General features: G+C 66.1%; 24 protein-coding genes. 12 read left to right on the forward strand and 12 right to left on the reverse strand.

Features of this window, described 5'->3' with window-relative positions; translation table 11 throughout:
* Nucleotides 1-34: 34 nt before the first annotated feature.
* The 3 genes from EPN80_RS04190 to EPN80_RS04200 form a co-directional block, all read right to left on the reverse strand.
* Nucleotides 35-871, reverse strand: a complete 837-nt coding sequence (locus tag EPN80_RS04190) for a taurine ABC transporter ATP-binding protein (RefSeq protein WP_293024085.1) — start codon at nucleotides 869-871, stop codon at nucleotides 35-37.
* Nucleotides 872-945: 74 nt separating this feature from the next.
* Entirely contained in the window at nucleotides 946-1,986 is a 1,041-nt protein-coding gene (tauA, locus tag EPN80_RS04195; protein ID WP_293024087.1) for a taurine ABC transporter substrate-binding protein, read from the reverse strand.
* 88 nt (nucleotides 1,987-2,074) lie between these two features.
* A complete protein-coding gene (locus EPN80_RS04200) occupies nucleotides 2,075-3,433 on the reverse strand; it encodes an aminotransferase class III-fold pyridoxal phosphate-dependent enzyme (RefSeq protein ID WP_293024089.1) in 1,359 nt (452 codons plus the stop codon).
* Between the two features lie 312 nt (nucleotides 3,434-3,745).
* On the opposite strand from EPN80_RS04200, the gene EPN80_RS04205 reads away from it, so the two are divergent.
* Nucleotides 3,746-5,260: a PLP-dependent aminotransferase family protein gene (locus EPN80_RS04205; RefSeq protein WP_293024091.1), complete on the forward strand. Its 1,515-nt coding sequence runs from the start codon at nucleotides 3,746-3,748 to the stop codon at nucleotides 5,258-5,260.
* Between the two features lie 98 nt (nucleotides 5,261-5,358).
* Here the strand turns inward: EPN80_RS04205 and EPN80_RS04210 are convergent, their stop codons facing one another.
* The 4 genes from EPN80_RS04210 to EPN80_RS04225 form a co-directional block, all read right to left on the reverse strand.
* Nucleotides 5,359-5,850, reverse strand: a complete 492-nt coding sequence (locus EPN80_RS04210) for an EF-hand domain-containing protein (protein WP_293024094.1) — start codon at nucleotides 5,848-5,850, stop codon at nucleotides 5,359-5,361.
* A 101-nt stretch (nucleotides 5,851-5,951) separates the two neighbouring features.
* On the reverse strand, nucleotides 5,952-6,218 hold the full coding sequence (locus tag EPN80_RS04215; protein WP_293024096.1) for a glycine zipper 2TM domain-containing protein: 267 nt from the start codon (nucleotides 6,216-6,218) through the stop codon (nucleotides 5,952-5,954).
* A 287-nt stretch (nucleotides 6,219-6,505) separates the two neighbouring features.
* Nucleotides 6,506-7,696, reverse strand: coding sequence for an MFS transporter (locus EPN80_RS04220; RefSeq protein ID WP_293024099.1), 1,191 nt, complete (start codon nucleotides 7,694-7,696; stop codon nucleotides 6,506-6,508).
* Nucleotides 7,697-7,805: 109 nt separating this feature from the next.
* On the reverse strand, nucleotides 7,806-8,498 hold the full coding sequence (locus EPN80_RS04225; protein WP_293024102.1) for a DUF1571 domain-containing protein: 693 nt from the start codon (nucleotides 8,496-8,498) through the stop codon (nucleotides 7,806-7,808).
* Between the two features lie 203 nt (nucleotides 8,499-8,701).
* On the opposite strand from EPN80_RS04225, the gene EPN80_RS04230 reads away from it, so the two are divergent.
* The gene (locus EPN80_RS04230; protein ID WP_293024105.1) at nucleotides 8,702-9,583 is read left to right on the forward strand and encodes a PhzF family phenazine biosynthesis protein; all 882 of its coding nucleotides are present in this window, start codon (nucleotides 8,702-8,704) and stop codon (nucleotides 9,581-9,583) included.
* A 14-nt stretch (nucleotides 9,584-9,597) separates the two neighbouring features.
* On the opposite strand, the gene EPN80_RS04235 is transcribed toward EPN80_RS04230, so the two are convergent.
* Entirely contained in the window at nucleotides 9,598-9,837 is a 240-nt protein-coding gene (locus EPN80_RS04235; protein WP_293024108.1) for a hypothetical protein, read from the reverse strand.
* 202 nt (nucleotides 9,838-10,039) lie between these two features.
* On the opposite strand from EPN80_RS04235, the gene EPN80_RS04240 reads away from it, so the two are divergent.
* Nucleotides 10,040-10,426: a single-stranded DNA-binding protein gene (locus tag EPN80_RS04240; RefSeq protein ID WP_293024111.1), complete on the forward strand. Its 387-nt coding sequence runs from the start codon at nucleotides 10,040-10,042 to the stop codon at nucleotides 10,424-10,426.
* A 64-nt stretch (nucleotides 10,427-10,490) separates the two neighbouring features.
* On the opposite strand, the gene EPN80_RS04245 is transcribed toward EPN80_RS04240, so the two are convergent.
* Nucleotides 10,491-12,164: a SulP family inorganic anion transporter gene (locus EPN80_RS04245; protein WP_293024114.1), complete on the reverse strand. Its 1,674-nt coding sequence runs from the start codon at nucleotides 12,162-12,164 to the stop codon at nucleotides 10,491-10,493.
* 348 nt (nucleotides 12,165-12,512) lie between these two features.
* On the opposite strand from EPN80_RS04245, the gene EPN80_RS04250 reads away from it, so the two are divergent.
* The 3 genes from EPN80_RS04250 (at nucleotide 12,513) to EPN80_RS04260 (ending at nucleotide 15,831) form a co-directional block, all read left to right on the forward strand.
* Nucleotides 12,513-13,748 carry an aconitase X catalytic domain-containing protein gene (locus tag EPN80_RS04250; protein WP_293024117.1) on the forward strand — a complete coding sequence of 412 codons (1,236 nt, stop codon included), beginning with the start codon at nucleotides 12,513-12,515 and terminating at the stop codon, nucleotides 13,746-13,748.
* The gene (locus EPN80_RS04255; protein ID WP_293024119.1) at nucleotides 13,745-14,251 is read left to right on the forward strand and encodes a DUF126 domain-containing protein; all 507 of its coding nucleotides are present in this window, start codon (nucleotides 13,745-13,747) and stop codon (nucleotides 14,249-14,251) included. Before EPN80_RS04250 ends, EPN80_RS04255 begins: the two co-directional genes overlap by 4 nt.
* 272 nt (nucleotides 14,252-14,523) lie before the next feature.
* Entirely contained in the window at nucleotides 14,524-15,831 is a 1,308-nt protein-coding gene (locus tag EPN80_RS04260; protein WP_293024120.1) for an MFS transporter, read from the forward strand.
* A 49-nt stretch (nucleotides 15,832-15,880) separates the two neighbouring features.
* Here EPN80_RS04260 and EPN80_RS04265 read toward each other — a convergent pair whose 3' ends face one another.
* Nucleotides 15,881-16,711, reverse strand: a complete 831-nt coding sequence (locus EPN80_RS04265) for a GntR family transcriptional regulator (protein WP_293024123.1) — start codon at nucleotides 16,709-16,711, stop codon at nucleotides 15,881-15,883.
* 314 nt (nucleotides 16,712-17,025) lie between these two features.
* Here EPN80_RS04265 and EPN80_RS04270 point away from each other — a divergent pair, with 314 nt between their 5' ends.
* The gene (locus EPN80_RS04270; RefSeq protein ID WP_293024126.1) at nucleotides 17,026-17,526 is read left to right on the forward strand and encodes a peroxiredoxin; all 501 of its coding nucleotides are present in this window, start codon (nucleotides 17,026-17,028) and stop codon (nucleotides 17,524-17,526) included.
* A gap of 74 nt (nucleotides 17,527-17,600) precedes the next feature.
* On the opposite strand, the gene EPN80_RS04275 is transcribed toward EPN80_RS04270, so the two are convergent.
* Both EPN80_RS04275 and gcvA read right to left on the reverse strand, forming a co-directional pair.
* A complete protein-coding gene (locus EPN80_RS04275) occupies nucleotides 17,601-19,511 on the reverse strand; it encodes an EAL domain-containing protein (protein ID WP_293024129.1) in 1,911 nt (636 codons plus the stop codon).
* A gap of 207 nt (nucleotides 19,512-19,718) precedes the next feature.
* A complete protein-coding gene (gcvA, locus tag EPN80_RS04280) occupies nucleotides 19,719-20,609 on the reverse strand; it encodes a transcriptional regulator GcvA (protein ID WP_293024132.1) in 891 nt (296 codons plus the stop codon).
* 204 nt (nucleotides 20,610-20,813) lie between these two features.
* Here gcvA and EPN80_RS04285 point away from each other — a divergent pair, with 204 nt between their 5' ends.
* The 5 genes from EPN80_RS04285 to EPN80_RS04305 all read left to right on the forward strand — a co-directional run bounded on the left by EPN80_RS04285 (nucleotide 20,814) and on the right by EPN80_RS04305 (nucleotide 26,468).
* On the forward strand, nucleotides 20,814-21,662 hold the full coding sequence (locus tag EPN80_RS04285; RefSeq protein ID WP_293024135.1) for a transketolase: 849 nt from the start codon (nucleotides 20,814-20,816) through the stop codon (nucleotides 21,660-21,662).
* On the forward strand, nucleotides 21,659-22,657 hold the full coding sequence (locus EPN80_RS04290; protein WP_293024137.1) for a transketolase family protein: 999 nt from the start codon (nucleotides 21,659-21,661) through the stop codon (nucleotides 22,655-22,657). The genes EPN80_RS04285 and EPN80_RS04290 overlap by 4 nt, the downstream gene beginning before the upstream one ends.
* Before the next feature lie 54 nt (nucleotides 22,658-22,711).
* A complete protein-coding gene (locus EPN80_RS04295; RefSeq protein ID WP_293024139.1) occupies nucleotides 22,712-23,476 on the forward strand; it encodes a glucose 1-dehydrogenase in 765 nt (254 codons plus the stop codon).
* Nucleotides 23,477-23,574: 98 nt separating this feature from the next.
* Nucleotides 23,575-24,618 carry a TRAP transporter substrate-binding protein gene (locus EPN80_RS04300; protein ID WP_047214690.1) on the forward strand — a complete coding sequence of 348 codons (1,044 nt, stop codon included), beginning with the start codon at nucleotides 23,575-23,577 and terminating at the stop codon, nucleotides 24,616-24,618.
* Nucleotides 24,615-26,468 (forward strand): TRAP transporter large permease subunit, encoded by a 1,854-nt coding sequence (locus tag EPN80_RS04305; RefSeq protein WP_293024143.1) that lies wholly within the window; start codon nucleotides 24,615-24,617, stop codon nucleotides 26,466-26,468. The genes EPN80_RS04300 and EPN80_RS04305 overlap by 4 nt, the downstream gene beginning before the upstream one ends.
* Nucleotides 26,469-26,493 lie beyond the last annotated feature (25 nt).

Below are 26,493 nucleotides of genomic sequence, written 5' to 3' on the forward strand. Positions count from 1 at the left end.
ATCGGACGCCTGGGCGGCGGAGTAGGCCTGTTTGTTAAGCATGAGCGACCTCCGCGGCGGCCTGGTTGGCAACCATGCCGGCCTGTCCGGCACGCTCGTCGCCATAGATGATGCTCAGCACGGTTTCGCGCATCCTGATGAAATCGGGGCTCGACTTGACCGCGCGCGCATCGCGCGACGCGAGAAAGCGCCGGTTGAAATCCAGCTCGTACATGTGCGTGATGCGCCCGGGCCGCGGCGACATCACGATCAGCCGGCTGGCCAGAAAGAGCGCTTCCTCGACGCTGTGCGTGATGAAGAAAATCATCTTGTGCGTTTCCTTCCACACGTCGAGCAGCAGCTCCTGGATCGTTTCGCGCGTCAGCGCGTCGAGCGCGGCCATCGGCTCATCCATCAGCAGCATCGAAGGATTGCAGGTCAGCGCGCGCGCGATACCGACGCGCTGCTGCATCCCGCCCGAGAGCTGGTAAATCATATGTTGGTGAAAGTCCTTCAGGCCCACCAGTGCCAGATTGCGCGCCGCGATCTCGCGCCGCTTCGCCTTGGGCACGCCCTGCAGCTTGAGGCCGAATTCGGCGTTCTCGATGACGTTGAGCCACGGCAGCAGCGCGTGCTTCTGGAACACCACGCCGCGGTCCGAGCCGGGGCCCTCGATGCGCTTGTCGCCCAGCAGCAGTTCGCCGCTCGACGGTGAAATGAAGCCGGCCATCAGACTCAGCAGCGTGGTCTTGCCGCAGCCGGAGGCTCCCAGCGCGACCACCAGATCGCCCGCGTTGATGTCCAGATTGATGTTGGCCAGCGCATGCACCTGTTCGCCGGCGCGGCGGCCCGGGTAGATGACGCTGACGTCCTTGATTTGCATATTTTCCATGATCTCGATCCCACTGGAGGAGATGGCCGGGGCTGCGATGCGCCCCGGCGTTCAAGCAGATAGCGCGTGCGGCGTTACTTCAGCTTCATCGCGGCGTCGACGTAGGCCGGCGTGACATAACTGCTGTAGTCGGCCTTCACGCTGTCGAGCTGATGCTGGCCCTTGAGGAAAGCGGCGGTGTCCTTGAGCGCGAATGCCGCGCGGCTCTTTTCGCCACCGCCCAGCCAATCCGGCGAGGCCTGTTCCTGCATGGTCGGGAACGCATACAGCGCCAGTGCGTTCGGCACGTCCTTGGCGTTGCCACCGATCATTTGCACGATCGCCTTCACCTGGGGCGAGTCCGGCGTCCAGGCCTTTGCGTTATCGCGATAGGCAGCGTCCGCATCGGCGATGACCTTGACGAACTTGGCCATGAAATCGGGGTGGGCCGCGCCCCATTTACGATCGACCGCGATGCCGTCGAAAGTCGGCTTGCCGGCCTTGCTCAGCTCGCCCGAGGTGATCAGCACCTTGCCGGTCTCTTTGATGCGGGAGAGGGCCGGATCCCATACGTAGGCAGCATCGATGTCGCCGCGCTCCCAGGCCGCTGCGATCTGGTTGGGCTGCATGTTCAGGATATGCACGCTCGCAGGCTTGATGCCCCAGCGCTGCAACGCGAACATCGCGTGATAGTCGGAGGTCGAGGCAAACGGCACGCCGAGCTTCTTGCCGACCAGGTCCTGCGGCTTGTTGATGCCCGAGCCGTTGCGCACCACCATCGCCTCGGCGTTGTTGATGTTGTCGAGAATCCAGAACAGCTGGAGATCCACGCCGCGGGTGACCGCGGCGGCCAGCGGGCTGGAGCCGATCACGCCGATCTTGACGTCGCCCGAGGCGAACGCGGTGGCCACCTTCGCGCCCGATTCGAATTGACGCCAGTGGATCTTGTAGCCGGTCGCCTTCTCGAAACTATGATTGGCAATGGCCACCAGCCACGGGTCGACGATCTGCTGATAGGCGATGGTGATTTCCTTGTCCTGGGCATGCGCGGGCAGGCTGCCCAGCGATGCCCACGCCAGGGCGGGAGCTGCAAGTAGTGCAACGGTTCTGCGAATGAAATGCTTCAAGCGGGCCACAGTGTCACCTCTCTCGTTTTGAATATCGCGGTTTGTCAAACCGCCTGTCTCGCCCAATACGGCAGGTTTGGGCGGTCTCCTCTCTACTTCAACTGAAATCCGTCAGCACGCTGCGCAGCGTGCGGCACATCTGATCGAGTTCCTGCGGCGTCATCACCAGGCCCGGCGCCAGCAGCAGGGTGTCGCCGCGCGCCAGCACGTTCAGGTCGGCCTCGAACAGGCGGCGCTGCACCTCGGCGACGTGCGCGCCGTGCCGGCTCGCGGCGGCGCCGCTGTCGATCTCGAGCCCGGCGAGCAGGCCAAAGCCCTGGATGTCGCGCACCACCGGCAGGTCGCTCAGCGCGAACACCTGGTCGAGAAAGGCGGGCGACAGTTGCTGCGCGCGCTCGAACAGCGCTTCCTGTTCGCACAGATCGAGCATCGCCAGCGCGGCCGCGCCCGCGGCCGGATACAGCGGGTGAGCGCTGTCGTCGGCCGGCGCGCCGACCGTGTCGCCCAGCGCCCGGCAGACGCGCTCGCCGATCAGCAGCGCGCCCAGCGGCAGCGTACCGTTGGTCAGTGCGTTGCCCAGCACCAGCAAGTCGGGCGTCACGCCCAGGCTGAGCGCGCCGAGCGCCGCACCGGTATGCCCCATGCCGCACGAGGACTCGTCGAACACCAGCGGGATGCCGTGTTCGTGACACACGGTCTGCAGCGTCTCGAGATAGTTGCGCGGCGGCACCTGGATGCCGTTGGCGGTGCCGACCGGCTCGATCACGCAGGCCGCGATATGCGCGGCGCCGAACAGCTCGACGATATGCGTGAACTCGTCGGCCAGCGCATCGCCGTGATCCGGTTGGCCTTTGACGAAGCGGTTTTCCGCCAGGCGCGGATGGGGCAATTGCACGAAGCCGAGCAGGCCGGCGCCCAGGCCGTTGTCCGGCACGCGCCGGCCGTTGCTGCCCGGCCTGAGGGTGGCCAGGCTCAAGCCGGCCGCGGCCGGCTGGTCGGTGATCACGATCGTGCGCTGGTGTTCGCCGCGCGCGGCGTGGGTTGCGACACACACGCGCAGCGCCTGCTCGAGACTGCCGCGCGGCGTCGTCGAGAATTGCACGCGCTCCATGCCGTCGGGTGCCAGCGCCAGCAGCCGCCTGGTCAGCTCGCCGAGCATCGGGTGACTCGCGCCACGCGCGGTGCTGTCGTGCCATTCGCCCAGTTGCCGGCCGACCGCGGCGGCGATCGTCGCGCGGCTGTGGCCGGCTGGTACCGCAAGGCTGCCGGCCGTGGCGTCCAGCACGCTGCGCCCGTGGCCGTCGCACAGGGTCATGCCCGATGCGCTGGCCAGTGAGCGCCAGGCCGAACGCCGCGCGCCGCCATGAGGCGGGGGCGCAGACTCGTGGGCCGCGCCCTTGGGCGGGGCTTGGCGAGTCGCCGGCTGGGCTGGCGCGACGGCACTGGATGGATTCATGGCGAACGCAATCGAAACGTGGCTATGAAGCGGTCCGCACCAAGCAACTGGCCGCGCACCGCGCGTTTGTGTTATTCATGATTGCCGGTGACGCGGCCGGGCGTTAGAACCAGATGAGATTATTCGATGAGGCCACGCGAAGCGCGGCTGGGCGCCAGCACCCGGGGCGCATTGGCGCACCTTGGTACAAACCCGATATGAATTTGTGCGCTGCAGGAGCGATCATAGCGGCAGCGTGCCGCGCCGCTTCGCGAAATGCCGGGCGACGCGGCAAAATTTTTGGCAGTGCAATCTCAACGGGAGAATAAGCGCATGGCGAGCCGGCTTTCATCGGTGCTGTGGAACCAGTTGTTCCAGTTGTCGGCCCACAGTGGCATGAGCCTGCAAGGCCAGATTCGCCAGATGCTGGTGTCGGCGATTCTCGACGAGCAGCTGCAGCCCGGCGTGCCGGTACCGTCGAGCCGGGAGCTGGCCGACCAGCTCAACGTCGCGCGCAACACGGTGGTGCTTGCCTATCAGCAATTGGTGGACGAGGGTTATCTGATCGCGCGCGAGCGGCGTGGCTACTTCGTCAATGCCGACATGCTGCAGGGTCGCGTGGCGCGTCCGGCCGATGCCCCCGCGCCGCGCGCCGTCGCCGAGCGGCCGGGCGGGCCGGTGTGGGAGCCGCGTTTCATGTCGCGGCCCTCGCGCCAGCGCAATATCGTCAAGGCATCCGATTGGCAGAAGTACGAATTTCCCTTCATTTACGGCCAGTTCGACCCCGCCCTGTTTCCTACCGCCGACTGGCGCGAGTGCTGCATGAAGGCGCTCTCGGTCATGGAGATTCGCGATTGGGCGCCCGACATGATCGCGCGCGACGATGAATCGCTGATCCAGCAAGTGCGCACGCGCGTGCTGCCGCGCCGCGGTGTCTGGGCCAACGCCGATGAAATCGTCCTGACCAACGGCGCGCAGCAGGCGCTTTATTTGGTGGCCGATCTATTGATGTCGCCGCGCACCACGGTGGGCATGGAAGACCCCGGCTATCCCGACGCACGCAACATCTTCAGCATGCGCACGCCGCGCCTGGTCGGCTTTCCGGTGGACCAGGGCGGCTTGCCGGTGAGCGCCACGCTGGGCGAGTGCGACTATGTCTACATCACGCCCAGCCACCAGTGCCCCACCACCACCACGATGCCGCTGGAGCGGCGCGAGGCCCTGCTGGCGCTGGCCGAGGCCAAGGACTTCGTGCTCATCGAGGATGACTACGAGAGCGAGAACAATTTTTCCGGCACGCCCAACCCCGCGCTCAAGAGTCTCGACCGCAACAATCGCGTGATCTACGTCGGCAGCCTGTCGAAATCGTTCGCGCCGGGCCTGCGCCTGGGCTATATCGTCGCGCCCGCCGAACTGGTCAGCGAATTGCGCGCGCTGCGCCGTCTGATGGTGCGCCACCCGTCGGCCTTCATTCAGCGCTCGTTCGCGCTGTTTCTCTCGCTGGGGCATCACGATGCGTTGCTGCGCCGGCTCGCGCATGCCTATTCGCAACGCGCCGAAGCGCTGGGCGAGGCACTGCGCCGGCATTTGCCCGAGGCGCGCTTCGTGCCGTTGGCCGGCGGCGCCTCGTGCTGGGTGCAGGGGCCTGCGGGGCTCGACGCCAGCCTGCTGGCGCGTCAGGCCGAATCGCATGGCATCCTGATCGAGCCGGGCGATGTGTTCTTTATGGGGGATCACCCGCAGCGCGATTGCTTCCGGCTCGGTTTTTCGTCGATCCGGGTCGACAAGATCGATGCCGGCATCGAGCGCCTGGGCGCGCTGGTCAGAGCGCAACTGTCGGGCAAGTAGGCGCCGCGCTGGCGCCTTGGCCCTGGTGCATCGAGCCGCAAACGACAACGCCGGCGAATGCGGCTCGCCGGCGCGTCTGTGGGTACGTCGATTGTCGCCTACGGTTTGGAGGCGGGGTTATCGAGTGCGTACTCCTCGTGACGCAGCTTGCGGATGTAGGCCCGCACTTCCTCCTGCGACAACTGGCCGTCATGATTCAGATCCGCCTGGTCGAAGTGCGGCGCCAGCCAGGGTTCCGAGGCCTGTACCTCGGCACGGCTCAGGGTGCCGTCGCCGTTTTTGTCGTCGGCCTTGAAGTGCCGTTCGAAGGCGGCGCGGCGGCGCGCCAGATCCTTTTCCTGGAAGGCGGCCCACTCCTTGCGGTCGATCACGCCGTCATGGTTGGTGTCGACCGCCTCGAAGGTGCGCTGCAGATACCATTTGAGCGCGGTGCGTTGATCGCGCGCGTCGTTGAAGTCCGGCGCGGGGGAGGCCGGCTGCTGGGCTGCCGGGGGCTGCGGCATGCCGGTTTGCGCGAAGGATACCGGGCTGGCCAGGCCAAGAAAGGTGGCTGAGGTGGCGATAAAAGCGCCGATGAGTGATTTCTTCATCGTGGTTCCTTGTTCTGTTGACCGGGGGATGCGCGCCGGAGCTCACCGATGCCGGCGCGCGCGGGACAGGGGGGGCAGCGGAGGCTGGTGGCCTGCGTGGATCAGTAGCGATCGCGGCGATAGTAGTGGCCGCGGTTGTCGGTGGTGACGTTACCGATCACGCCACCGGCGACCGCCCCGCCGATCGTCGTCCAGGCGTCGCCGCCGGAAATCAGCGCACCGCCCAGCGCGCCGATGCCGGCGCCCAGCGCCGTGTTGCGTTCCTGGCGCGGCGACATCCCGTTCATCGCGCAGCCGGCGAGGCTGGCCGCGCAGGCAAGCGCCAGCGCGAGCTTGCTCATGGCGCGCAAAGGTTGTGAGGTTTTCATTGTTCATCTCCATTCAAGGCACTGTCAATTTCGGACTCCGGCATGTTTGCGCGACACGCTCGCGCGTCGCGCTGCCGCTGACAGTTGGCGATTTCAAGATACCCGATCGAGTCGCCCGCTCCTGTAATGATTTGTATCATTCTGTTGCGAAATCGTGAGAAGTTCCCACGGCATTTCGGCCGCAGCGCCTGATAACGGGCCGTTCGCCGGGGATCGGGCAAATGGAGATGGCCAAGGTTTTGCGAGCGGCCCTGGCCAATGCCGGCACGTCGGGCGCTTCGCGGGGCTCAACTGGTGGCGGTCACGACGTGACGCCGTCCGGCCCAGTGGCACATGCCGGCGGCGAGCCCGAGCAGCAGGCCGGCGGCCGATACGCCCGGCCAGCCGAAATGCGACCAGGCGAGCGAGCCCAGCGCCGAGCCCAACGCTCCCAGCACGAAGTAGCTGGTCATGTAGACGGTATTCAGGCGGCTCGCGGCGGCATGATCGAGCGCGTAGATGCGGGTCTGGTTGGCGATCTGGCAACCTTGCACGCCCAGGTCGAGCAGAATCACGCCGGCGGCCAGGCCCCACAGGCTCGCGCCGAGCCAGCCGAAGGCGATGAACGACGCGACCACGATGGCAATGCCCACGCCCAGCACGCGGCGCGGGCCGCCATGATCGGCCAGCCGGCCGGAAATCGGCGCGGCCAGCGCCCCGACCACGCCGACCAGGCCGAACATGCCGGCCACGTCGGCGCCCAGCCCGAAGGCGGGGCTGGCCAGCCATAGCGTCAGGGTCGACCAGAACACGCTGAACGAAGCGAACAGCAGCCCGCCGACCAGCGACGCCTCGCGCAGCGCCGGATGCCGGCGCGCGAGATGCAGCAGCGAGACCATCAGTTGCCGGTACGACATATCGGTGGTGGCAGGCGCATGCGGCAAGCGGCGCGCGAGGACGAGCGCGAGCGCCACCATCATGGCGGCGGCGATCCAGAACATATCGCGCCAGCCGAAGGCGGTAGCCACCACGCCGCTCAAGGTGCGCGCCGCCAGAATGCCGATCAACAGGCCGCTCATGACCTGCCCGACGGTTTTGCCGCGCCTGGCCGGCTCGGCCAGTTGGGCCGCCAGCGGCACGATCTGCTGCGCCACGGTCGAGGTGACGCCGGCCAGGAAGCTTGCTGCCCCGAGCGCGCCCAGGCCGGGCGAGAGCGCCGCGCCGATCAGCGACAGGGTGAGCACGGCCAGCATGCCGAGAATCAGCTGGCGCCGATCGACGCGGTCGCCCAGCGGCGTGAGCGTGAGCAGGCCGAAGGCGTAGCCGAGCTGCGTGAGCATCGGTATCAGGCCGACCTGCGATGCGCTCAGGCCGAAGTCCTTGCGGATGTCGTCGAGCATCGGCTGGTTGTAATACAGGTTGGCGACGGTCAAGCCGCACGCGATTGCCATGAGCAAGACGCTGCCGCGTGTCAGGGAACTGCCGGAACGAGAAGACATGTCAGGAGAAATCAGTGAGCCAAACGACGGAAGGTGGCATGTTAAGCGCTTCGGCCAAACTTTGCAGAGCACGCTCTCGCACAGGCTCCGCGCGGCCTGGATTCGCGCGTCAGTTGCGCGCGCGTTGCGTCGACGGCACCGCAACGGCGGCGGGCGCCCCGGCCGGTTTGGCCCGCGGGTCGAACAACTTCGCCGCGAGCGGCACATTCAGGCGCACGTCGTCAAAGCGCACCGACTCCAGCAGTTGACCCGCGACATCGCGACTCTGCACCTTGACCGGAAACAGGGAGTCGGTGGCGAGCCACAGATCGTAGCGATGAATGCCGCCGGCCACCTTGGCGTTGCCGGCGCCGGTGACCACCACATGCCATGTGCGCTGCGCGCCGACCATGGCCTCGCCGGCCGGCGAGGCGTTGCCCTCGGCCTGCAGCGCCTGGGCGCTGGCCAGCAGCGCGCCGACGCTCGACTGGTCGACCCGCTGGCCGCGCGCGCCCCGAATCAGCGGATTGCCGGGGCGCAGCACCACGCGCGGGAAATGTCCCTGGCCGAATGGCCACACCACCGCGCGGCGCGAGGCGGGGTCGTAGACGATGACCGCGCCATGGTGCGGTTGATCGAATTCCATGCGCACGTGATCGGGCCGGCGATAGAAATAGTGAATCACTTCCGCGCCCCGCTTGTCGCCCGACGAGCGGATCGTCGCCTCGTAACTGCCGAGTGCGGCAAAGCGGGCCTGTGCGGCGCCCAGCAGGTCGGCGGGCGGCGCGGCGAGCATGGCCAGGGTCATGGCGATCGGCAGCATGGACGAGGCGCTTCGGCGCAGCGGCAAGTTCGGGGAGGAGCCAGTATAGGGCAGACGCGCCGCGTTTGCCGGGACCGTCGCCGGCGCCTTCACTGGCTTGGTCGATCCGCGTCGAATTGTCCATGGCAAGCGCCCTGGCAAGCCGCTAGGCTAAGCGAATCGCACCAATTCATGGGCGTCGATGCCCCACCCGAGGATCCCTTATGCCCGACTATCGCTTCCGTATCGTCAACGTATTCGCCGAATCCACTTTCGGCGGCAATCCTCTCTGTGTCTTCGAAGACGGCCGGGGGCTCAGCGATGCGCAGATGCTTGCGCTGGCGCGTCAATTCAATTTATCGGAGACCACGTTCATCTTGCCTGCCGAGCAGGCCGACGCGAACGTGCGCATTTTCACGCCGGGTTACGAGATGCGGTTTGCCGGGCATCCGACGCTGGGCACCGCCCACGTGATACGCGCGCTGCGCCAGAGCGGCGATGCGCTGACGCTTTCCTTCAAGGCCGGCGTGGTGCCGGTCCAGGCGCACGGCGACGTCTGGACGCTCACCGCGCCCAGCGAGGGAGCGCCCAAGGTGCGCGAGGTGTCGTTGCCGCCGGCCGAGGTGGCGGCGCTGGTGGGGCTGCAGGCCGACGATCTGCTCGCCGCCCCGATGTGGGTCGATACCGGCGCAGATCAGTTATTGATACCGCTCAAGCATCCGCACGCGGTACGGCGCGCGGCGCCGGTCAGCCCCCTGCTCGAGCGCTGGCCGCTGAGCAGCCTGGGGCGCAAAACCGGCTACGTCTTTGCTTTCGACGATGCGCCGGGCAACAGCCCGAACAGCGGCACGCGGCAGGTGGTGGCGCGCTATTTCTTCACCACGCAAGGCGGAGGCGTCAGCGAGGATCCGGGCACGGGGTCGGCGTGCGCCAACCTGGGCGGCTGGCTGGTCTCGACCGGACATGCGTTGCCGGCGAGTTTGCGTATCAGCCAGGGTGACCAGATCGAGCGGCCGTGCCGGCTGCAGCTCGACGTCGGCGCCGATCGGCGCATTCGCGTCGGCGGCCGCGTGATCGAACTGGGTCAGGGCACGATCACGCTCTGAGCGGCGGGTGCCGTTCAGTTCGTCGTTTGCATGAGGCGAGTGCCACGCCGCTCGTGCGCGCGCCGTTCGGCTCGCGCCTTGCTCGCCGGCTCGGGTGCCGGCGGGGGCGGATGGGTGATGGCGTTCCAGTTTTGCTGGATCGCCTGATCGGCGGCCGAAGACGGCATGGATTTGACTACCGAGGACTGTTGTGCCGCCGCGATCGGCAGCACGGCCAGCAGGCCAAGGCCGGCGACTACGTGGGGAATTTTCACGGCAATTCTCATCGCTTTGACAGGCGCTAGGGTAGAGGGTCGGACGCACGCGCGTCAACAATGGCGCGATGCTTGTCGGTCGAATAATTGTTTCAGTATCTTACGCCCCGGCCTGCCGGCGCGCCGGCGGCGATCCGTATCGCCCGAGCCGCGGCGAGCCCGCTTGCGGTTACACTGAGCCATTGAGCTTGGGGAGCGGGACATGATCGACGGGTTGATTGGCGGGCGGCTATACGGTGCCGCGCAGGAGCGCACCGGCCAGGGTGGGCGTGCATTCGTGACGGCCAAGGTGCGGGTCGCCGCCGGCGACGAGACGCTGTTCGTCAACGTGATCGCCTTTGCCGACGATGTCAGGGCGGCGCTGCTGGCGCTGGACGACGGCGATTCGGTGGCGCTCTCGGGCAGTCTCACGCCCAAGGTCTGGACCGACAAGCAGGGCCAGGCCCGGCCGGCACTGGACATGGTCGCGCATCAATCGCTTACCGCCTATCACATTCGGCGCAAGCGTCAGGAGGTCCAAGGCCAGGCGGACCCCCACCAGCATCATGGCGCGGCGGCGCCGCACCCGGACGACGACGTCCTGTTCTGAGCGGCGTGCGGCCAGCCCCGCGCCGGGCAGCGCAGTGGGGGCAGGCGCTCGGCCGACAGCGGCACTACACCGTGGCGCGAGCGGAGTGAACGCCGGCAAACGACAGCGCCTCGTGCAGGGTCGGGAAAATATGATCGTCGCCGATCACCTCGGCAATGCCGTGCCGCCGCATGTCGGCCAGCAAATAATCGTTGACGCGCCCGAATACCAGCGTGACGCCCCGTTCGGTCAGGTCTTCGCACAGCGCGCGCACCGAGCGGGCCGCCGAATAATCCAGGTCGGTAATGGCGCCGGCGTCGACCACGAACCACTGCACGGGCGAGGGCGCGCGCTGGATGAGCTGGCGCACTTCATCGGCGAAGCGATTGTCGTTGGCGAAGAACAGGTCCGCACCGAACCGGTAGACGATCAGCCCGGGCGCCGTCTGCGAGCCGGGCGTGGCAGGCACCGGCAGCCACCTGCCTTGCGCGTCCGGCGCGAGCAGGGTCGTATGGGGGCGGTAGCTGTGCCGCACGTGTCGCAGCAGCGACAGCGCAATGGCCAGCAGAATACCTTCCTCGACGCCGACCAGCACCACCGCGGCGGCCGTCGCCAGCGCCAATGCGTATTCGCCGGGGCTCTCGCGGCGAATGTCGCGCAGGCTTTTGAGATCGATCAGGCCGAGCGCGATGGTAAACACGATGCCGGCCAGCACGCAGTGCGGCAAATACTGGAGCGGCGCGGTCAGAAACAGCAGCACCAGCACCACGACCCCGGCGAACACCAGTTGCGCGAGCTGGCTGCGCGCGCCGGCGCGATCGGCCATCGCGGTCTGCGTCGGGCTGCCGTTGACCACGAATGCGCCGGAGAGCGCCGCGCCGAAATTGGCCACGCTCAGGCCAAGAATGTCGGCGTCCTTATCGAGCCGTTCGTGGTAGCGGTCGGCAAATACCCGCGCGGCTGCCGCGCTCTGGGCAATGATGACGACGAAACACGATCCGGCGATGGGCACCAGCGAGATCAGCTCGCGCCAGCTGACCATGGGCACGCCAAAATGCGGCCAGCCGGTCGGCACCGGACCGATCACGGCGATGCCGTGGCGGGAAAAATGAAACACATAGCTTGCGGCGATGCCGCCGACCACGGTCAGCAGCGGCATGGGCAGCCGGGGCGCGTAGCGCTTGCACGCCAGAATCAACGCCACTACCAGCACCGACAGCGCCAGGGTCTGCGGGCGGGTCTGCTGCCAGGCCTGTGCCAGGCGCATCAACTGGTCCGTCGTGTGGGCGGAAGTCACGCTGATGCCAAGCATATTGCCCAGCATCGCAATGCCGACCTGCACGCCGACCCCGGCGAGAAAACCCACCAGCACCGTGCGGGACAGAAAATCGGCCAGGAACCCCAGTTTGAAGATGCGCGCAACGAGCAGGAAGCCGGCCGTGAGCAATGCGACCATGCCGACCAGCGCGACGTATTTCGCGCTGCCGGCCGGCGCCATGTCGGTCAGCCCGCTGGCGAAGATCGTCGCGGTGGCCGAGTCGGCCGCCACCACCAGATGGCGCGACGAGCCGAACACGGCGAAGCCGATGAGCGGCAGCAGCACCGTATAGAGCCCGGTCACCACCGGCATGCCGGCGATGCGCGCATAGCCGAGCACCTGGGGAATATTCATCGACGCCAGCGTCACGCCGGCCAGCGCGTCACGCAGCGCGCCCGGCCATTCGAGCGGCAGCAGGCCCTTGAAAAATTTAAAACGCATTGTCGTTGTGTCCGGATTCTCTTCAGGCGCCTACGGGGGCCCTGCGCATCGCGTCATGCGGGCATCGTGCCGCGAACGGGGACAAAGATCAACGGTTTCCTGATGCCACGGAAGCCATGCCGCTGGAGTGCCGGCGCCGGCGATGGGACGACGCATTGGCGGAAATCGGGACATCGAAGCTATTGACATCGCTATCCCGTCTTCATACTATCTGTCCATCAATGTATTAATACAACTTAATACATATTAACTGGCGTCGAGGCCGCGGCGGGCCGCTACGGTGTCCGCGCAGGCGGTGCATGGGCCCGCCGGGCGTGATGCGCCGGAACATCACCTGGGATCGAGAAAATGCGACTCAATGACGAAGAAACAGCGATGCTGGCCGGCGAAATGGGCGAGGTTGCCCAAATCGCCATCAAGCATCAGATAGCGGTGGGCGAGTTTTTCGACGCCCGCGATTTCGTGCCGGTGACACAGGCGCACATCATGGCCGATACCGAGAGCCTGGGGCAGGCCGGCGTGATGTGGCTCGAACGCCTGTGCGACGCCAAGGACGGGCGGCACCAGGTGCGCGTGCCGACCATCACCGACCCGCGCGGTACCGATTTCAGCAAGGCCGATGCGCTCGGGCAAAGCGCGTGGATGCTCGAGCTGGAGCGGCGGGCGATCGACGCCTTCGTCAAGCTCGGCGTCACCATGACCGACACCTGCATCAACTATCAGACCGTGCTGGCGGCCACGCGCGGCGAGCACGTGGCTTTCGGCGACACCGGGGTAGTGATCTACTCGAACTCGATCAACGGCGCGCGCTCGAATTTCGAGGGCGGACCGTCGGCACTGGCGGCCGGCCTGACCGGCCGCACGCCGCGCTATGGATTTCATCTGGACGAATACCGGCGCGCCACGCTGCGCGTGCAGGTCGACTTCGTGCCCCGCGGGCTCGACGAATGGGGCGCGCTGGGCGGCGTGATCGGCCGTCTGGCCGGCAACTACTGGCAGGTGCCGGTCATCGAGATGGGCGACGTCGCACCGTCTTCGGATCAACTCAAGCACTTTGGCGCGGCAATGGCGAGCTTTGGCTCGACCGCGCTGTTCCATATCGTCGGCGTGACGCCCGAGGCCCCCACGCTGGGCGAGGTGGGCGGGCAGCGCCTGCCGGTGCGGCAGTGCATCGGCCGCGCCGATATCGAGGCGCTCACGCGCAGCTATGCGCTGGAAAAAGCCGTCGACGTCGTGGTGTTCTCGGCGCCGCAACTGAGCCTCTATGAGCTTCGTGCGCTGGCCGAACTGTGCGACGGGCGGCGCTTCAAGGTGCCGCTGCTGGCGGTGACCAGCCCGCAGGTCAAGCCCGACGCGGATCGCTTCGGCTTCACCGAACGCATCGAGGCGGCCGGAGGCACGGTTCTCGCGGGCATGTGCTTCTACCAATCATATGCACGCGAGATGGCCGAGGCCAAAGGCTGGAAGCGGCTGGCAAGCAACAGCGCGAAGCTGGTCAACATCCTGGGCGGCTATGGTTATGTGCCGATGCTCGCGTCGATGACGGCATGCGTCGATGCCGCCGAAACCGGAGAACTGCAATGAATGAACTGGTGCTCAGCGCACGCCATGCGATGGGGCGCAAGGTCGAGGGGCATGCGCTCGTCGCCAACGATGGCCTGTCGGCCCGCTACGACCTGAATCGCCTGACCGGCGTATTCTCGCGGCCGGCCCACAAACTGGTCGGACAGTCGTATGTCGGCCGCATTCTCGTGCTCGATACCGCCAAGGGGGGGGTCGCGAGCGCCTGGATGCTCCACGAGATGCAGTCACGCGACATGGCGCCGCTGGCCATCGTTTTCAACAGCGTCAACACGATTCTGGTGCAGGGCGCCGCGCTGGCCGGGATTCCCATGCTGGCCGGCTTCGACGAGGACATTACCTCGTGCGTGCCGCATGGGGCGTGGATCGAGGTCGACCCGGCCGCCGCCACGCTGCGCGTGCTGGACCAGCAGGGGCGTGCTTCGGCATCGACGGGCGAGGGCGAGACCGGGCGGCATGGCGCCCCGGGCAATACGAGCAAGGTGCGTTTCGTCGAGCGGGGGTGAATTGGACTCTCCTGGCGCGCGCGACATCACGCGCGCGGCAGGAGACGAGCGTTTCTTGCGAGACAGCAATGAGAGAAGAACGGCACGCTCTTGCATGAGCCGTGCCGCACAGGAGTTCCGGCCGTCGCGCCGGCCGGCTTTACCGACGAGCATCGACAACATGCACAACGCTCGCGGCGCCTCGCCGGGCGGGCTGCGTGCCGTTCCCGCGCAGACACGCATCGACCGGACGCGTCTGGGCCGGATGATCGAAATGTTTCTTGGAGGAGACAATGGACGCAACATCCGAGGCAAAGAAAGGCATGCTCCAGACGCCCGCCGCCGTCAGTCAGCGGGCGCGCATCTATCCGTGGATCGTCATCGCGATGGGCTCGATGGTCTACATGAGCAACTACACCGACAAGGCGCTGATGTCGGTGGTGGCGCCGCATCTGATCGCGAATCTGCATATCAGCAAGATCACGATGGGCTGGATTTTCTCCGCGTTCGCCATCACGTACACGATTCTTCAGCCGCTGCTCGCTTATCTGTCCGACATTGTCGGGCCGCGACGCTCGGTCGGGCTGATGGTGCTCTGGTATGGCGCGTTCACGCTGCTCAGCGGCGTCACGGCGCTGAACCTCGGGCAACTGGCGTGGATGCGCGCGGCGGCCGGCGCGGGCGAGGCGGCCTCGATGCCGGCGGCCACCGGCGGCGTCTCGCCCTGGGTGCCGCCCGGGCGGCGCGCGCTGTCGCAGGGGATCATGCACGCGGCAACGCGCCTGGGCGCGGCGCTCACGGTGCCTGTCGGGGTCGCCAGCATCGTCGCATTCGGCATTCCGGGGCCGTTCTGGGTGTTTGGCAGTGCAACGGTGCTGATCGGTCTGGTATGGCTTGCGGTGTACCGTTCGCCGGCGACCGGCCACGCGCACCGGAACCAGTTGGGACATGGCAAGCAGGTGTGGGCGGTGGTGCTCAAGAGCAAAAGCATGTGGGCGCTTTGCCTGGCTGATTTCTGCTACTTCTACACTCTCACGATTTACCTGACCTGGCTGCCGACGTTCCTGATCAAGGATCACCATTTCACCATGCTCAAAGTGGGCATCTACGGATTTCTGCCGTTCATCGGCGGCATGCTCGGCAGCGTGCTGGGCGGGGCGCTGTGCGATCGCCTGTGCGCGCGTACCGGTAACAAACGTCTCTGGCGGCGCCTGATTCCCAGCGCCGGGATGGTCTGCTCGGTCCTGCTGCTGTTGCCCGCGATATACGCGCAAAGCCAGTTCGTCACCATCATGCTGTTTTCCTGCTCGTTCTTTTTCCTGGATGCGACGATTTCGGTGTTCTGGGCGATCGCCATGGACATGGGCGGCTCATATGCGTCGACCTCCGCGGGCTGGATGAACACATGGGCCAATGTCGGCGGCATCATTTCGCCGGTGGCGTTCGGCGCGCTGGTGCAATGGAGCGGCAGCTGGACCTTGCCGTTCCTGGTGGCCAGCGGCCTGATGCTGGTCGGGGCTGGCTTCGTCTGGCTGATCGACACGGAAATGCGCCTGTCGGATCTCATCGCCGGGCCGGCCGGCAAAAGGGTGCATGCGTAAAAGGACGGGCGTCGCGCGCGCCGCGACCCGAACGCAGCGATTCGGGCGTTCAGGCGAGCTGCTCGACGCGCGAGCGGGTGGCGCCCCGGATCGATGAACTGATCGGCAGCGGGCCTTGGGCACTGAGCAGGAATTCGTAGTTTTCCGGACGGATGTAGAACGACGAGTGTTCGGCGACCTTGCCGTCGCCGCCGAAGGACTCGCGTTCCATGACCAGCAGCGCGGCGCGCGGACCCAGCCCGAGCTCGCGGCCGATTCGCGTGCCGGCGGGCTGCGCGCGGATTCTCACGTCCGCGCGCGTGATCCGCATCTGCAGCAGGCGCTCGAGAATGCCGTAGATGGGGTTCTCGCTGGCCTGCTGCCACGACACCCGGGCCGCCTCGGCCGGCAGGTAGGCGCACACCATCGCGATCGGCTCGCCGCCCACCTGGTAGATACGCCGCAGGAAGAAGCACTGGTCATCGGCGCCCGCCAGGCTGGCGTCGACGTGCTCGGGGCGCGCGACCGCGGCGAACTCGATCAACCGCGTCTCCGGCTCCACGCCCTGCGCGATCAGCGAGTCGTAGAAGCCCTGCATCGAATGCAGATCGTGCTGCAGCTTCTGGCCGGCGACGAAAGTCCCCTTGCCTTGCTTCTTGACGACCAGTCCGGCCGCCAGCAGCGCATCCATCGCCTGGCGCACGGTGACCCGGCTCACGCCGAAGCGCACGGTCAATTCATGTTCCGAGGGCAATTTGCCATGCACGGCGAAATGCCCCGCGAGAATATCGTGCTCGAGCTGGTCGGCGATCTGCCGATACAGCGAGGTGGCGCTATCGCGCTGCAGCGGCGCGGCAGCGGGCGCGGCGCTCGGTGTCCTGGGACGGTTCTGACGTTTCATGCTCGATCGATCGGTGGCGACAGGCTTTCACGGCGGCAACGCGGTTCGTCGTGCCGCCGGCCTCAAATGTATGAAGACATATCATACATGTCGACCAGCTTGTCACAAGTGGTTATCCCGACGAACCGGCCGCGGTTCGTCCGGGTTGGCAAAGCCCCGGGGACTGCCTAGAATGAATCCGGCTGTATGGCCGTAGCGCACGGCTGCATCCCCATGGCATGGCGCTGCGACGGTTCAATGACTCAGGCTTCCGTTCGCGGGCGGCAAATGCCCGCCGCCGAGCGCGGCCGCATTCTCGAATACAAGGAAAAATCATGATTCAAACAGGCGACAAGCTGCCGCAGGGCACGCTGTACGAATATTTCGAAAGCGAGCAGGGCGGTTGCGCGATCGGGCCGAACGCGCTGGACGTGCCGGCACTGGCGCGCGGCAAGAAGCTGGTGATCTTCGGCCTGCCCGGCGCTTTCACGCCGACCTGCTCGGCCAAGCACGTGCCCGGCTATGTCGAGCATTACGACGCGCTGCGGGCCAAGGGCGTCGATGAAATCTGGTGCGTGTCGGTCAACGACGCGTTCGTGATGGGCGCCTGGGCGCGCGACCAGCACACCGAGGGCAAGGTGCGCATGATGGGCGACGGCAGCGCGGCGTTCACGCGCGCGCTGGGGCTGGAGCAGGACCTGTCGGCGCGTGGCATGGGCGTGCGCTCGCAGCGCTATGCGATGGTGGTCGACGATGGCGTGGTCAAGGCGCTGTTCGTCGAAGCGCCCGGCAAATTCGAGGTGAGCGCGGCCGAGGCGGTATTGCAAACGCTGTAAAGCATCCCGGGCGTTTATCCGCGGTCATCGGGTTCGCTTGAGCCGTGCAGGAAATCATGCCGGTCGCGCCGGCCTCAATCCGGCGCGACGCGCTGGTTTTCGTGGGCGAGCAGGCGTTGCCGCTCACGCTTCAAAATGTCCATCGCCAGCACGCCATAAGCCGTTACCGGGTGAGACCGGTCGGGGGCGTGGCGCATCTGGTTCAGCCAATGAGCGAGCTGCTTGGCAGGCATCGGCGGGCTGATCACATAGCCCTGCGCCAGATCGGCGCCCAGCACGGCGACCGCCTCGAGCATTTCGGCATCTTCGATACCCTCGACGGTCACCTGCTTGAGCAGGGTGTGGCCGAGCTGAATCAACTGGTAGATGAAAAGCAGCACGCGCTCCGGATTGTGATGCCCCACGCGCGCGGTGTGACGGTCGATCTTGACGTCGTCGAAAGGAATTTCCCGCAGGCGATTGAGGCTGCTGTGGCCGGAGCCGAGGTCGTCCTCGGCGAGCACGACGCCCAGCGCCTTGAAGTGCGACAACACGATGAGCGGATCGACACCCAACGGAAAAGCGTCGTACTCCAGCACTTCCAGCGTCAACTTCTCGCCGGTGCAGCCGTGACGGTGCAGGGCGTCGCGCGTGGCCAGGTAATAGCGTCCGTCGCCGAGCGCGGTGGCCGGCAAATTGAGCGAGATGCCAAGGTCGTGGCCGGCCTCGGCCCAGCGTCGGCGATCCGCCAGGGCCTGTTCCAGGCCAAGGCGATACAACTCGAACAGATCCTCCGCCGAGAACGCCGGCAAAAACGCGTCCGGCCTGATCAATTGATCCCCGTCGAGCAGTCGCGCGAGCGCCTCGACCTTCACGATTCGCCCCGAGTGCAGATCCATCAGCGGCTGGTAGTGCATCACCAGTGCATTGCCGCGAAGCAGGCCGGCAAAGTGTTGGCGCAACCCGTGAGATATGGTCTGCGTCTTGCCCTCCAATGCTTCGAGGCGCGTGATGGCGAACCCGAGCAGGGACTGCAGCAGGCTCGTGAATGCGATCCGGTCGCTGGCGGTGAAGGCGCCCGGCGAGGCGCTGTAAAGGGTCAGGATGGCGCGCGTCGGATGATCCGGCTGATGCAGCGGAATCGCCACGCTCGAGCGAAAGCCGACTCGTTGCGCAGCCTCTCTCCAGGGCGCCATATGAGGGTCGGTCGAGATATTGAGCGAGCGCTCGATATTCCCGCTGCGCCATGCGCGCCCGGTCGGGCCGTTGCCTTTGGGCGTATCGCTGTTGGCCATGATCGCGCCGTCGGCGGACTTTTCGAGTTCCTTCAGGTATCGCCCCATGGCCGTGCCGCCGATGGCCTCGTAGCGGAACACACCCACGTCGTCCGGGCGACCGACCGAGCAACCGGCGATTTCGTCGTAATCACTCAATGTTTCGACGACCTGGGTAATCAGGTCGGCGTAGGTCTGCGCTTTCCACGCCATCTCCGTGAGACTGAGCAGCATCGTCTCGCGTGAAGTCTGCAGGTTCTGATACACCTCCAGCTGCAATGCGAGATCCCGGATGAAGCGGCGTTCGAGCACCTCCAGCGCGGCGTGATGCGTGTCGGGGGCGATGAAATTGCGGATCGATGTCCATAGCGCGCCGGGCGATCTGGCCAGATCGCTGCGATCCAGGCCAATCGCCGCGTGAATGCGGCCAATCCGGCGGGCCATCACGCCATGCTCGTGCGCCGAGAGTGTCGGCGAGGCGAGCTGCAGCAAATATTGGAGTTGCCGCTGCCGGACATGCTCGAGCTCGTCGGCCGACAGCATCTGGAAAAAACGGGGCGACATCGGCAAGCGCGTCAGATTGTCGAACAGTCGTTCGGAGATGTCGACAGCGTGCTCGCTGAAGATCTTGAACAGGGGCGCGAGCACGACGGCCGCGGCAGGTCCGTACAAGGGCGCCTCCCGAGCCATCCAGCCGCCGTTGGCAGGGGTATCGTGTGTGAAATTCGACATGTGACAACCGCGCTCGCGAATGGCCTCGAAATGGGTCGAGGCCGAATGGACCCAGTCTCACAGATACCCGCGCAACGATCAGTATCGTTGCGCTTGAATCACAGTGTGCCTCAGATTTTTGCGGGCGGCTAGGGCTCCCGAATGGTGCAGCGCGGCGGGTGGCCGCGACGGACTATTTTCGTCGCAAGGCGTACCTTGCGCGCCGGTTCACTTTTCCAGCTCGCCGACCAGCCATTCCTGGAAACTGCGCAGCTTGGGCAGCTCGGCGCGTGACTTGAGCAGATTCAGCGTGTAGCCCCGCACGGTCAGCCCCGTCAGGCCCAGCGGGGCCACCAGTTGGCCTGTTTCGAGCTCGCGTTGCGCGAGCAGCAGGCTGTCGAGACAAACGCCCAAACCGTCGACGGCCGCGCTGATCGACATGAAGGAGCGGTCGAAACGCGGCCCGCGCGTGACGTCGAGCGGCACTTTGCGATGCAGGCGCATCCAGTCGCGCCAGCCCACCAGGCAGCCCTCGCTGTGAATCAGCGTGTGATGCTGCAAGTCAGCGGCCCGCGTGATCGGATGCTCGCCATGCGCGAGATCGGGCGAGCAAAGCGGCACGACCGTCTCGGACGGCAATTCGATCACCATGGCGCCCGGCGGCTGCAGCTTGCGGGCGCCATAACGGATATCGACATCGATTTCCTCGGAGAGCAGATCGACCGCGCCAGCGGAGGCGTTCAGGCGCACGTCGATGTCCGGGTGTAGCGCACTAAAGCGCGCCAGGCGCCGCATCAGCCATTGCGTGGCAAAACTCGGGGTGCAATGGATCGTGAGGATGTCGCTTTTGGCGGCTCGGCCCAGCTCCCGGGTCGCGTGATCGATGCGCGCGAATGCCGCCGCGACTTCCTCGGCGTATTGCCGGCCCAGGTCGGTCAGCACGACCGCGCGATGCACGCGATGGAACAGCCTGACGCTCAACTGTTCTTCCAGCAGCTTGATCTGATGGCTGATCGCCGAGGGCGTGACGAACAACTCCTCCGCCGCAAGCGAGAAAGAAGCAAGCCGTGCGGCGGCCTCGAAAGCCTGAACCGACTTGAGCGTGACGCGATTGTGCATTGCAGCGGATGCATGAATTGAATTCAACGATAGGGCCATATTAATTCGTTTGAGCCGCTCCGTCCAAATCTTTAAGCTTGTTTCACTGGCTGCGACGGCAAGCATCTTGTCCAAGCCCAGGTTCTGGCGAGGCGGCGTTGGCGCGCCCGCATCCATCAAACCAATCCGGCCGCGCCCGAGTGCGGCGGCCGGTACAAGGAGAACATGGTGACTAAGAGCGACCCCGGGTTGCATGCCCGTCTCGCGGAGTGTGCCTACCGTATCCGGCGCAACGCGATACGCATGGGCGAGGTGCAGGGCCAGGGCTACATTGCCCAGGCTCTCGATATCGCCGACGTACTCGCGGTCGCTTACGGGCACGCGCTGCGCTTGCGCGCGGACGATCCCGAATGGGAAGGCCGCGACCGCTTCCTGCTGTCCAACGGACACTACGCGATTGCGCTGTATGCGGCATTGATCGAGGCCGGCATCCTCCCCGAGGAAGAACTGGAAACCTATGGCAGCGACGACAGCCGGCTGCCGATGTCGGGCATGGCCAGTTATACGCCCGGCATGGAAATGTCGGGCGGCTCGCTCGGCCAGGGCCTGACGATTGCGGTGGGCCGTTGCCTGGGGCTCAAGCGCCGCGGCTCCGACGCCTTCGTCTACACCTTGTTCTCCGACGGCGAGCTCGACGAGGGCGCGGTGTGGGAGGGCATCATGTCGGCCAGCCACTGGAAGCTCGACAACCTGATCGGCATCGTCGACGTCAACAACCAGCAAGCCGATGGCCCCTCGACGCAGGTCATGGCCTTCGAGCCGCTGGTCGACAAGCTGCAGGCGTTCGGCTGGTTCGTGCAGCGCATCGACGGCAACGACCTGGCTGCCGTGATCGCCGCCTTCGATGCGGCGCGCGCATACCGTGGCGCGTGCCCGCGCATGATCGTGTGCGATACCAAGATGGGCAGCGGCGTGCCGTTCCTCGAAGCCCGCGAGAAAAACCACTTCATTCGGGTCGAAGCGCACGAATGGCAACTCGCGCTGCAAGCGCTCGACGCCGGGAGAAAAGCATGAGCAACGCCGCAACCAAGCCGCGCCTTAAAACCTCGGCGATGATCGCCTCGATCGCGGGCGATGGCCAGGCCACCCGCGCCGCACCGTTCGGCAACGCGCTGGTGGCGCTCGCGCGCGAACGCTCGGACGTCGTCGGCATGACCGCCGACCTGGGCAAATACACCGACCTGCACATCTTCGCGCAGGCCTTTCCCGAGCGCTATTACCAGATGGGCATGGCCGAACAGCTGCTGATGGGCGCGGCCGCCGGCATGGCCCACGAAGGCGCGCTGCCGTTCGTCACCACTTATGCGGTGTTCGCCGCGCGCCGCGCCTACGACTTCATCCATCAGGCGATCGCCGAAGACAATCTGAACGTCAAGATCGCCTGCGCGCTGCCGGGGCTGACCACCGGCTACGGGCCGAGCCACCAGGCCGCCGAGGATCTGGCGCTGTTTCGCGCCATGCCGAACCTGACGGTGATCGACCCGTGCGACGCGGTGGAGATCGAGCAGATGGTGCCCGCCATGGCCGCGCATCACGGCCCCGTCTACGCGCGCCTGCTGCGCGGCAACGTGCCGGTGGTGCTCGACGAATACGACTATCGCTTCGAGCTCGGCAAGGCCAAGTTGCTGCGCGACGGCGCCGACGTGCTGATCATTTCGTCGGGGATCATGACGATGCGCGCGCTCGAAGTCGCCAAGACGCTCGCGCACGACCGCATCGACGTGGGCGTGCTGCACGTGCCGACCATCAAGCCGCTCGATACCGCGACGATTCTGCGCGAGGCGCGCCGCAGCGGCCGCCTGGTGGTGGTCGCCGAGAACCACACGGTGATCGGCGGGCTCGGCGAAGCAGTCGCAGCCGTGCTGCTGAGCCACGGCGTGACGCCGGCCTTCCGCCAGATCGGCCTGCCCGATGCGTTCCTCGACGCCGGTGCGCTGCCGACCCTGCACGATCGCTACGGCATCTCCACGCAGGCCATGGCCGATACCGTGAAAACCTGGCTGCGCTGAGGCGTCGGCCACCCTGACGAAAACCTCTCGAGTGACCCACTTTAGGACAACAAAATGAGCGAGACAAAACTTCTGGACGGCAAGGTTGCCGTGATCTCCGGCGCGGCGTCGCCGCGCGGCATCGGCATTGCCACCGCGCGCATGTTTGCCCGGCACGGCGCGCGCGTCGCCATTCTCGACCTCGATCAGGCGGCCGCCGCCGAGGCCGCGGCAGGTCTTGGCGCCGAGCATCGCGGCTATGCCTGCGACGTGACCAACAAGCAGGCGTGCGTGGCCGCGGTCGAGCAGATCGTCGGCGATTTCGGCCGCATCGACGTGCTGGTCAACAACGCCGGTATCACCCAGCCGGTCAAGTTGCTCGACATCGACGCGGCGAGCTGGGACAAGATTCTCGACGTGAATCTGCGCGGTGTTCTTTATCTGTCGCAAGCGGTCATTCCGCAGATGAAAAAACAGCATGGCGGCTCGATCGCCTGCATGTCGTCGGTATCGGCGCAGCGCGGCGGCGGCATCCTGGGCGGCCCGCATTACTCGGCCGCCAAGGCCGGGGTGCTGGGCCTGGCCAAGGCGATGGCGCGCGAGTTCGGCATTGACGGCATTCGCGTCAATTGCGTCACGCCGGGCCTGATTCACACCGACATCAACGCCGGCAAGATCAGCGACGAAAAGCGGGTCGAGATCCTGGCGGGAATTCCGCTCAATCGCATCGGCGTGCCCGACGACGTGGCCGGCGCCTTCACGTTCCTTGCCTCGGATCTGTCGTCCTACATCACCGGCGCGGTGATCGACGTCAACGGCGGCATGCTGATTCACGGTTAAGCAGTGGCAACATCCCGGCGCGCAGGCGCGCGCCGGAACGTTTCAGGCAAGCATCAAAACTACAACAGCAATACACCCCATCACTGGAGGAGCACATTATGAGCACGGATTCCAACACGAAGACCCGCATCAACCGCCGTACCTTCCTGAAAGCCGGCGCCGCACTGTCGGTGGCCGCGCCGCTGGTGAGCGTCTCCGGCCGGGCGTTTTCGGCGCCGCAGTTCTCCTACAAGCTGGCCACCGGCCAGGATCCGAGCCATCCGGTGAACGTGCGCGCCAAGCAGGCCGCCGAGCGCATTCTGCAGGCCACCGGCGGGCGTCTGGAGATTCGCGTATTTCCGAGCAACCAGCTCGGCTCCGACACCGATCTGCTGTCGCAGATCCGCAATGGCGGGGTCGAATTCATCAACATGGCCGCCTCGGTGCTCTCCACGCTCGTGCCGGCCGCCGGCATCGCCAACACCGGCTTCGCCTTTCCCGACTACGATCATGTCTGGAAAGCGATGGACGGCGATCTGGGCAAATACACCCAGGCGCAAATCGCCAAGGCCGGCATGCTTGCGATGTCGCGTCCGTGGGATAACGGCTTCCGGCAGATCACCTCGTCGACCAAGCCGATCCGCACGCCGGACGACCTGCACGGCTTCAAGATCCGCGTGCCGGTCGCGCCGATGCTGATCTCGCTGTTCCAGTCGCTCAAGGCAGGTCCCACGCCGATCAACTTCAACGAACTGTATTCGGCGCTGCAGACCCACCTGGTCGACGGCCAGGAAAACCCGCTGCCGATCATCTCCACCGCGAAGCTCTATGAAGTGCAGAAGTACGTCAGCATGACCAGCCACGTCTGGGACGCGTACTGGATTCTCGGCAACCCGGCCGCCTTCAAGCGTCTGCCGAGCGACGTGCAGGCCATCGTGCTCAAGGAGTTCGATCGCGCGGCCACCGAAGAGCGGGCCGACATCGCCGCACTCAACTCGACGTTGAGCCAAAGCCTGGCCAGCAAGGGCCTGCAGATCGTCGATGTCGACAAGCAGGCGTTCCGCAACCAGTTGAGCAAGACCAGCTTCTATCGCGACTGGCGCGCGAAGTTCGGCGCGCAGGGCTGGGACCTGCTGCAGCAAACCACCGGGGCGCTGGCATGACAAGCGTGCTCTCGATCGACGAGCAACCCCTGCCTGCCTGGCAGGGGCGGTGCGACAGCGCGCTCGGCTGGCTGATCGAAATCCCCTCGGCCATCGCGGTACTGGCCGAGGTCATGATCCTGCTGGTCGGCATCATTGCGCGCTTCGTCTTCAACCACCCGCTGGTATGGAGCGACGAGATCGCTTCCATCCTGTTCCTGTGGCTGGCGATGCTGGGCTCGGCCGTCGCCTTGCGGCGCGGGCACCACATGCGTATGACGGTGCTGGCCGCACGCATGCCGGGCCGGTGGAAGGCGTTTGCCGAGGTGCTGGCGATCGGCGCGCCGTGCGTATTTCTGGTCATCATGCTCGGCCCGTCGATCAATTACGCCTCCGACCAGTGGATCGTGCAGACGCCGGTGCTGGGGCTGCACGACACCGTGCGCGCGGCGGCGGTGCCGGTGGGCGCCGCGCTGATGCTGGCGATCTGCGCGGTCCGGCTGATGCGGCATCGGGCGCGTGAACTGCTGCTCGGTTTCGGCGCGCTGGCACTCATCGCTCTCGCGCTTTACGGCGCGCGCGATCTGCTCGCGAACATGGGCAACTGGAACCTGGTGATTTTCTTCGGCCTGCTGCTCGGCGGCGGCGTGCTGGTCGGGCTGCCGATCGCGTTCTGCTTCGGACTGTGCACGGTGGCGTGCCTGCTCACCACCACGACCACGCCGCTGGCGGTCATCACCGGGCAGATGAACGAGGGCATGAGCTCGCTGGTGCTGCTGGCCGTGCCGCTGTTCATCCTGCTGGGTCAACTCATCGAAATGACCCAGATGGCCAAGGCGATGGTGGCTTTTCTCGCCTCGCTGCTGGGTCACGTCAAGGGCGGACTCTCATATGTGCTGATCGGGGCGATGCTGCTGGTCTCGGGCATCTCGGGCGCCAAGACGGCCGACATGGCGGCCGTCGCTCCAGTGCTGTTCCCGGAAATGAAGCGGCGCGGCATCCCCGAGGGCGAGCTGGTGTCGCTCCTGGCCGCGTGCGGCGCGATGGCCGAGACGATTCCGCCGTCGCTGGTGCTGATCATCATCGGTTCGGTCACGGGCGTGTCGATTGCCGCGCTGTTCAAGGGTGGCCTGCTGCCCGGCATCGTGCTGGCGCTGGCGCTGGCTTTCATCGCGCGGCGGCGTACCGGCGACGCCGCGGACAAAGTGCCGCGGGCGAGCCTCAAGACCGTGTTGCGCACGCTGTTCGTGGCGCTGCCGGCGCTGGTATTGCCGGTGCTGATCCGCTATGCGGTTGCCGAGGGCGTGGCCACGGCCACCGAAGTCTCGACCATCGGCATTGCCTACACCGTGGTGATCGGCTTGCTGGTGTATCGCCAGTTCGATTGGCGGCGCATCTATCCGATGCTGGTCGAAACCGCATCGCTGTCCGGCGCGATTTTGCTGATCATCGGCGCGGCCACCGCGATGGCGTGGGCTTTGACCCAGGCGAGCTTTTCGCAGGCGCTGGCCGAAGCGATGGCCCGCATGCCCGGCGGCGCTTACGGGTTCCTGTTCATCTCGGTGATCGCCTTCGTGGTCCTGGGCAGCGTGCTCGAGGGCATTCCGGCGATGGTGCTGTTCGGCTCGCTGCTGTTTCCGATCGCGCGCCAGGCCGGCATCAACGAAGTTCATTACGCCATCACCGTGATTCTTGCCATGGGCATCGGCCTGTTCACGCCGCCGTTCGGCCTGGGTTACTACGCGGCCTGCACGATCGGCCGGGTCGACCCCAACGCCGGGCTGCGCCGCATCTGGCCGTATCTGGGCGCGCTTGCCGCGGGCCTGGCGGTGGTCGTGGCGGTGCCGTGGATCTCCACCGGATTTCTCTGAACCTGCGGTGCGGCGCGCCGCAGCG

Origin of the sequence: Pandoraea sp. (assembly GCF_004297875.1) — a bacterium.
In the GTDB taxonomy this organism is placed as follows: Bacteria; Pseudomonadota; Gammaproteobacteria; order Burkholderiales; family Burkholderiaceae; genus Pandoraea.

Excerpts from the sequence above, each read along its gene's own strand:
- gcvA (WP_293024132.1), bottom strand. The coding sequence starts at position 20,609 with ATGCACAATCGCGTCACGCTCAAGTCGGTTCAGGCTTTCGAGGCCGCC.
- EPN80_RS04190 (WP_293024085.1), bottom strand. The coding sequence starts at position 871 with ATGGAAAATATGCAAATCAAGGACGTCAGCGTCATCTACCCGGGCCGC.
- EPN80_RS04295 (WP_293024139.1), top strand. The coding sequence starts at position 22,712 with ATGAGCGAGACAAAACTTCTGGACGGCAAGGTTGCCGTGATCTCCGGC.
- EPN80_RS04210 (WP_293024094.1), bottom strand. The coding sequence starts at position 5,850 with ATGAAGAAATCACTCATCGGCGCTTTTATCGCCACCTCAGCCACCTTT.
- EPN80_RS04215 (WP_293024096.1), bottom strand. The coding sequence starts at position 6,218 with ATGAAAACCTCACAACCTTTGCGCGCCATGAGCAAGCTCGCGCTGGCG.
- EPN80_RS04285 (WP_293024135.1), top strand. The coding sequence starts at position 20,814 with ATGGTGACTAAGAGCGACCCCGGGTTGCATGCCCGTCTCGCGGAGTGT.
- EPN80_RS04225 (WP_293024102.1), bottom strand. The coding sequence starts at position 8,498 with ATGCTGCCGATCGCCATGACCCTGGCCATGCTCGCCGCGCCGCCCGCC.
- EPN80_RS04250 (WP_293024117.1), top strand. The coding sequence starts at position 12,513 with ATGCGACTCAATGACGAAGAAACAGCGATGCTGGCCGGCGAAATGGGC.
- EPN80_RS04290 (WP_293024137.1), top strand. The coding sequence starts at position 21,659 with ATGAGCAACGCCGCAACCAAGCCGCGCCTTAAAACCTCGGCGATGATC.
- EPN80_RS04245 (WP_293024114.1), bottom strand. The coding sequence starts at position 12,164 with ATGCGTTTTAAATTTTTCAAGGGCCTGCTGCCGCTCGAATGGCCGGGC.
- EPN80_RS04300 (WP_047214690.1), top strand. The coding sequence starts at position 23,575 with ATGAGCACGGATTCCAACACGAAGACCCGCATCAACCGCCGTACCTTC.
- EPN80_RS04205 (WP_293024091.1), top strand. The coding sequence starts at position 3,746 with ATGGCGAGCCGGCTTTCATCGGTGCTGTGGAACCAGTTGTTCCAGTTG.
- EPN80_RS04275 (WP_293024129.1), bottom strand. The coding sequence starts at position 19,511 with ATGTCGAATTTCACACACGATACCCCTGCCAACGGCGGCTGGATGGCT.
- EPN80_RS04265 (WP_293024123.1), bottom strand. The coding sequence starts at position 16,711 with ATGAAACGTCAGAACCGTCCCAGGACACCGAGCGCCGCGCCCGCTGCC.
- EPN80_RS04200 (WP_293024089.1), bottom strand. The coding sequence starts at position 3,433 with ATGAATCCATCCAGTGCCGTCGCGCCAGCCCAGCCGGCGACTCGCCAA.
- EPN80_RS04305 (WP_293024143.1), top strand. The coding sequence starts at position 24,615 with ATGACAAGCGTGCTCTCGATCGACGAGCAACCCCTGCCTGCCTGGCAG.
- EPN80_RS04240 (WP_293024111.1), top strand. The coding sequence starts at position 10,040 with ATGATCGACGGGTTGATTGGCGGGCGGCTATACGGTGCCGCGCAGGAG.
- EPN80_RS04270 (WP_293024126.1), top strand. The coding sequence starts at position 17,026 with ATGATTCAAACAGGCGACAAGCTGCCGCAGGGCACGCTGTACGAATAT.
- EPN80_RS04255 (WP_293024119.1), top strand. The coding sequence starts at position 13,745 with ATGAATGAACTGGTGCTCAGCGCACGCCATGCGATGGGGCGCAAGGTC.
- EPN80_RS04220 (WP_293024099.1), bottom strand. The coding sequence starts at position 7,696 with ATGTCTTCTCGTTCCGGCAGTTCCCTGACACGCGGCAGCGTCTTGCTC.
- EPN80_RS04230 (WP_293024105.1), top strand. The coding sequence starts at position 8,702 with ATGCCCGACTATCGCTTCCGTATCGTCAACGTATTCGCCGAATCCACT.
- EPN80_RS04260 (WP_293024120.1), top strand. The coding sequence starts at position 14,524 with ATGGACGCAACATCCGAGGCAAAGAAAGGCATGCTCCAGACGCCCGCC.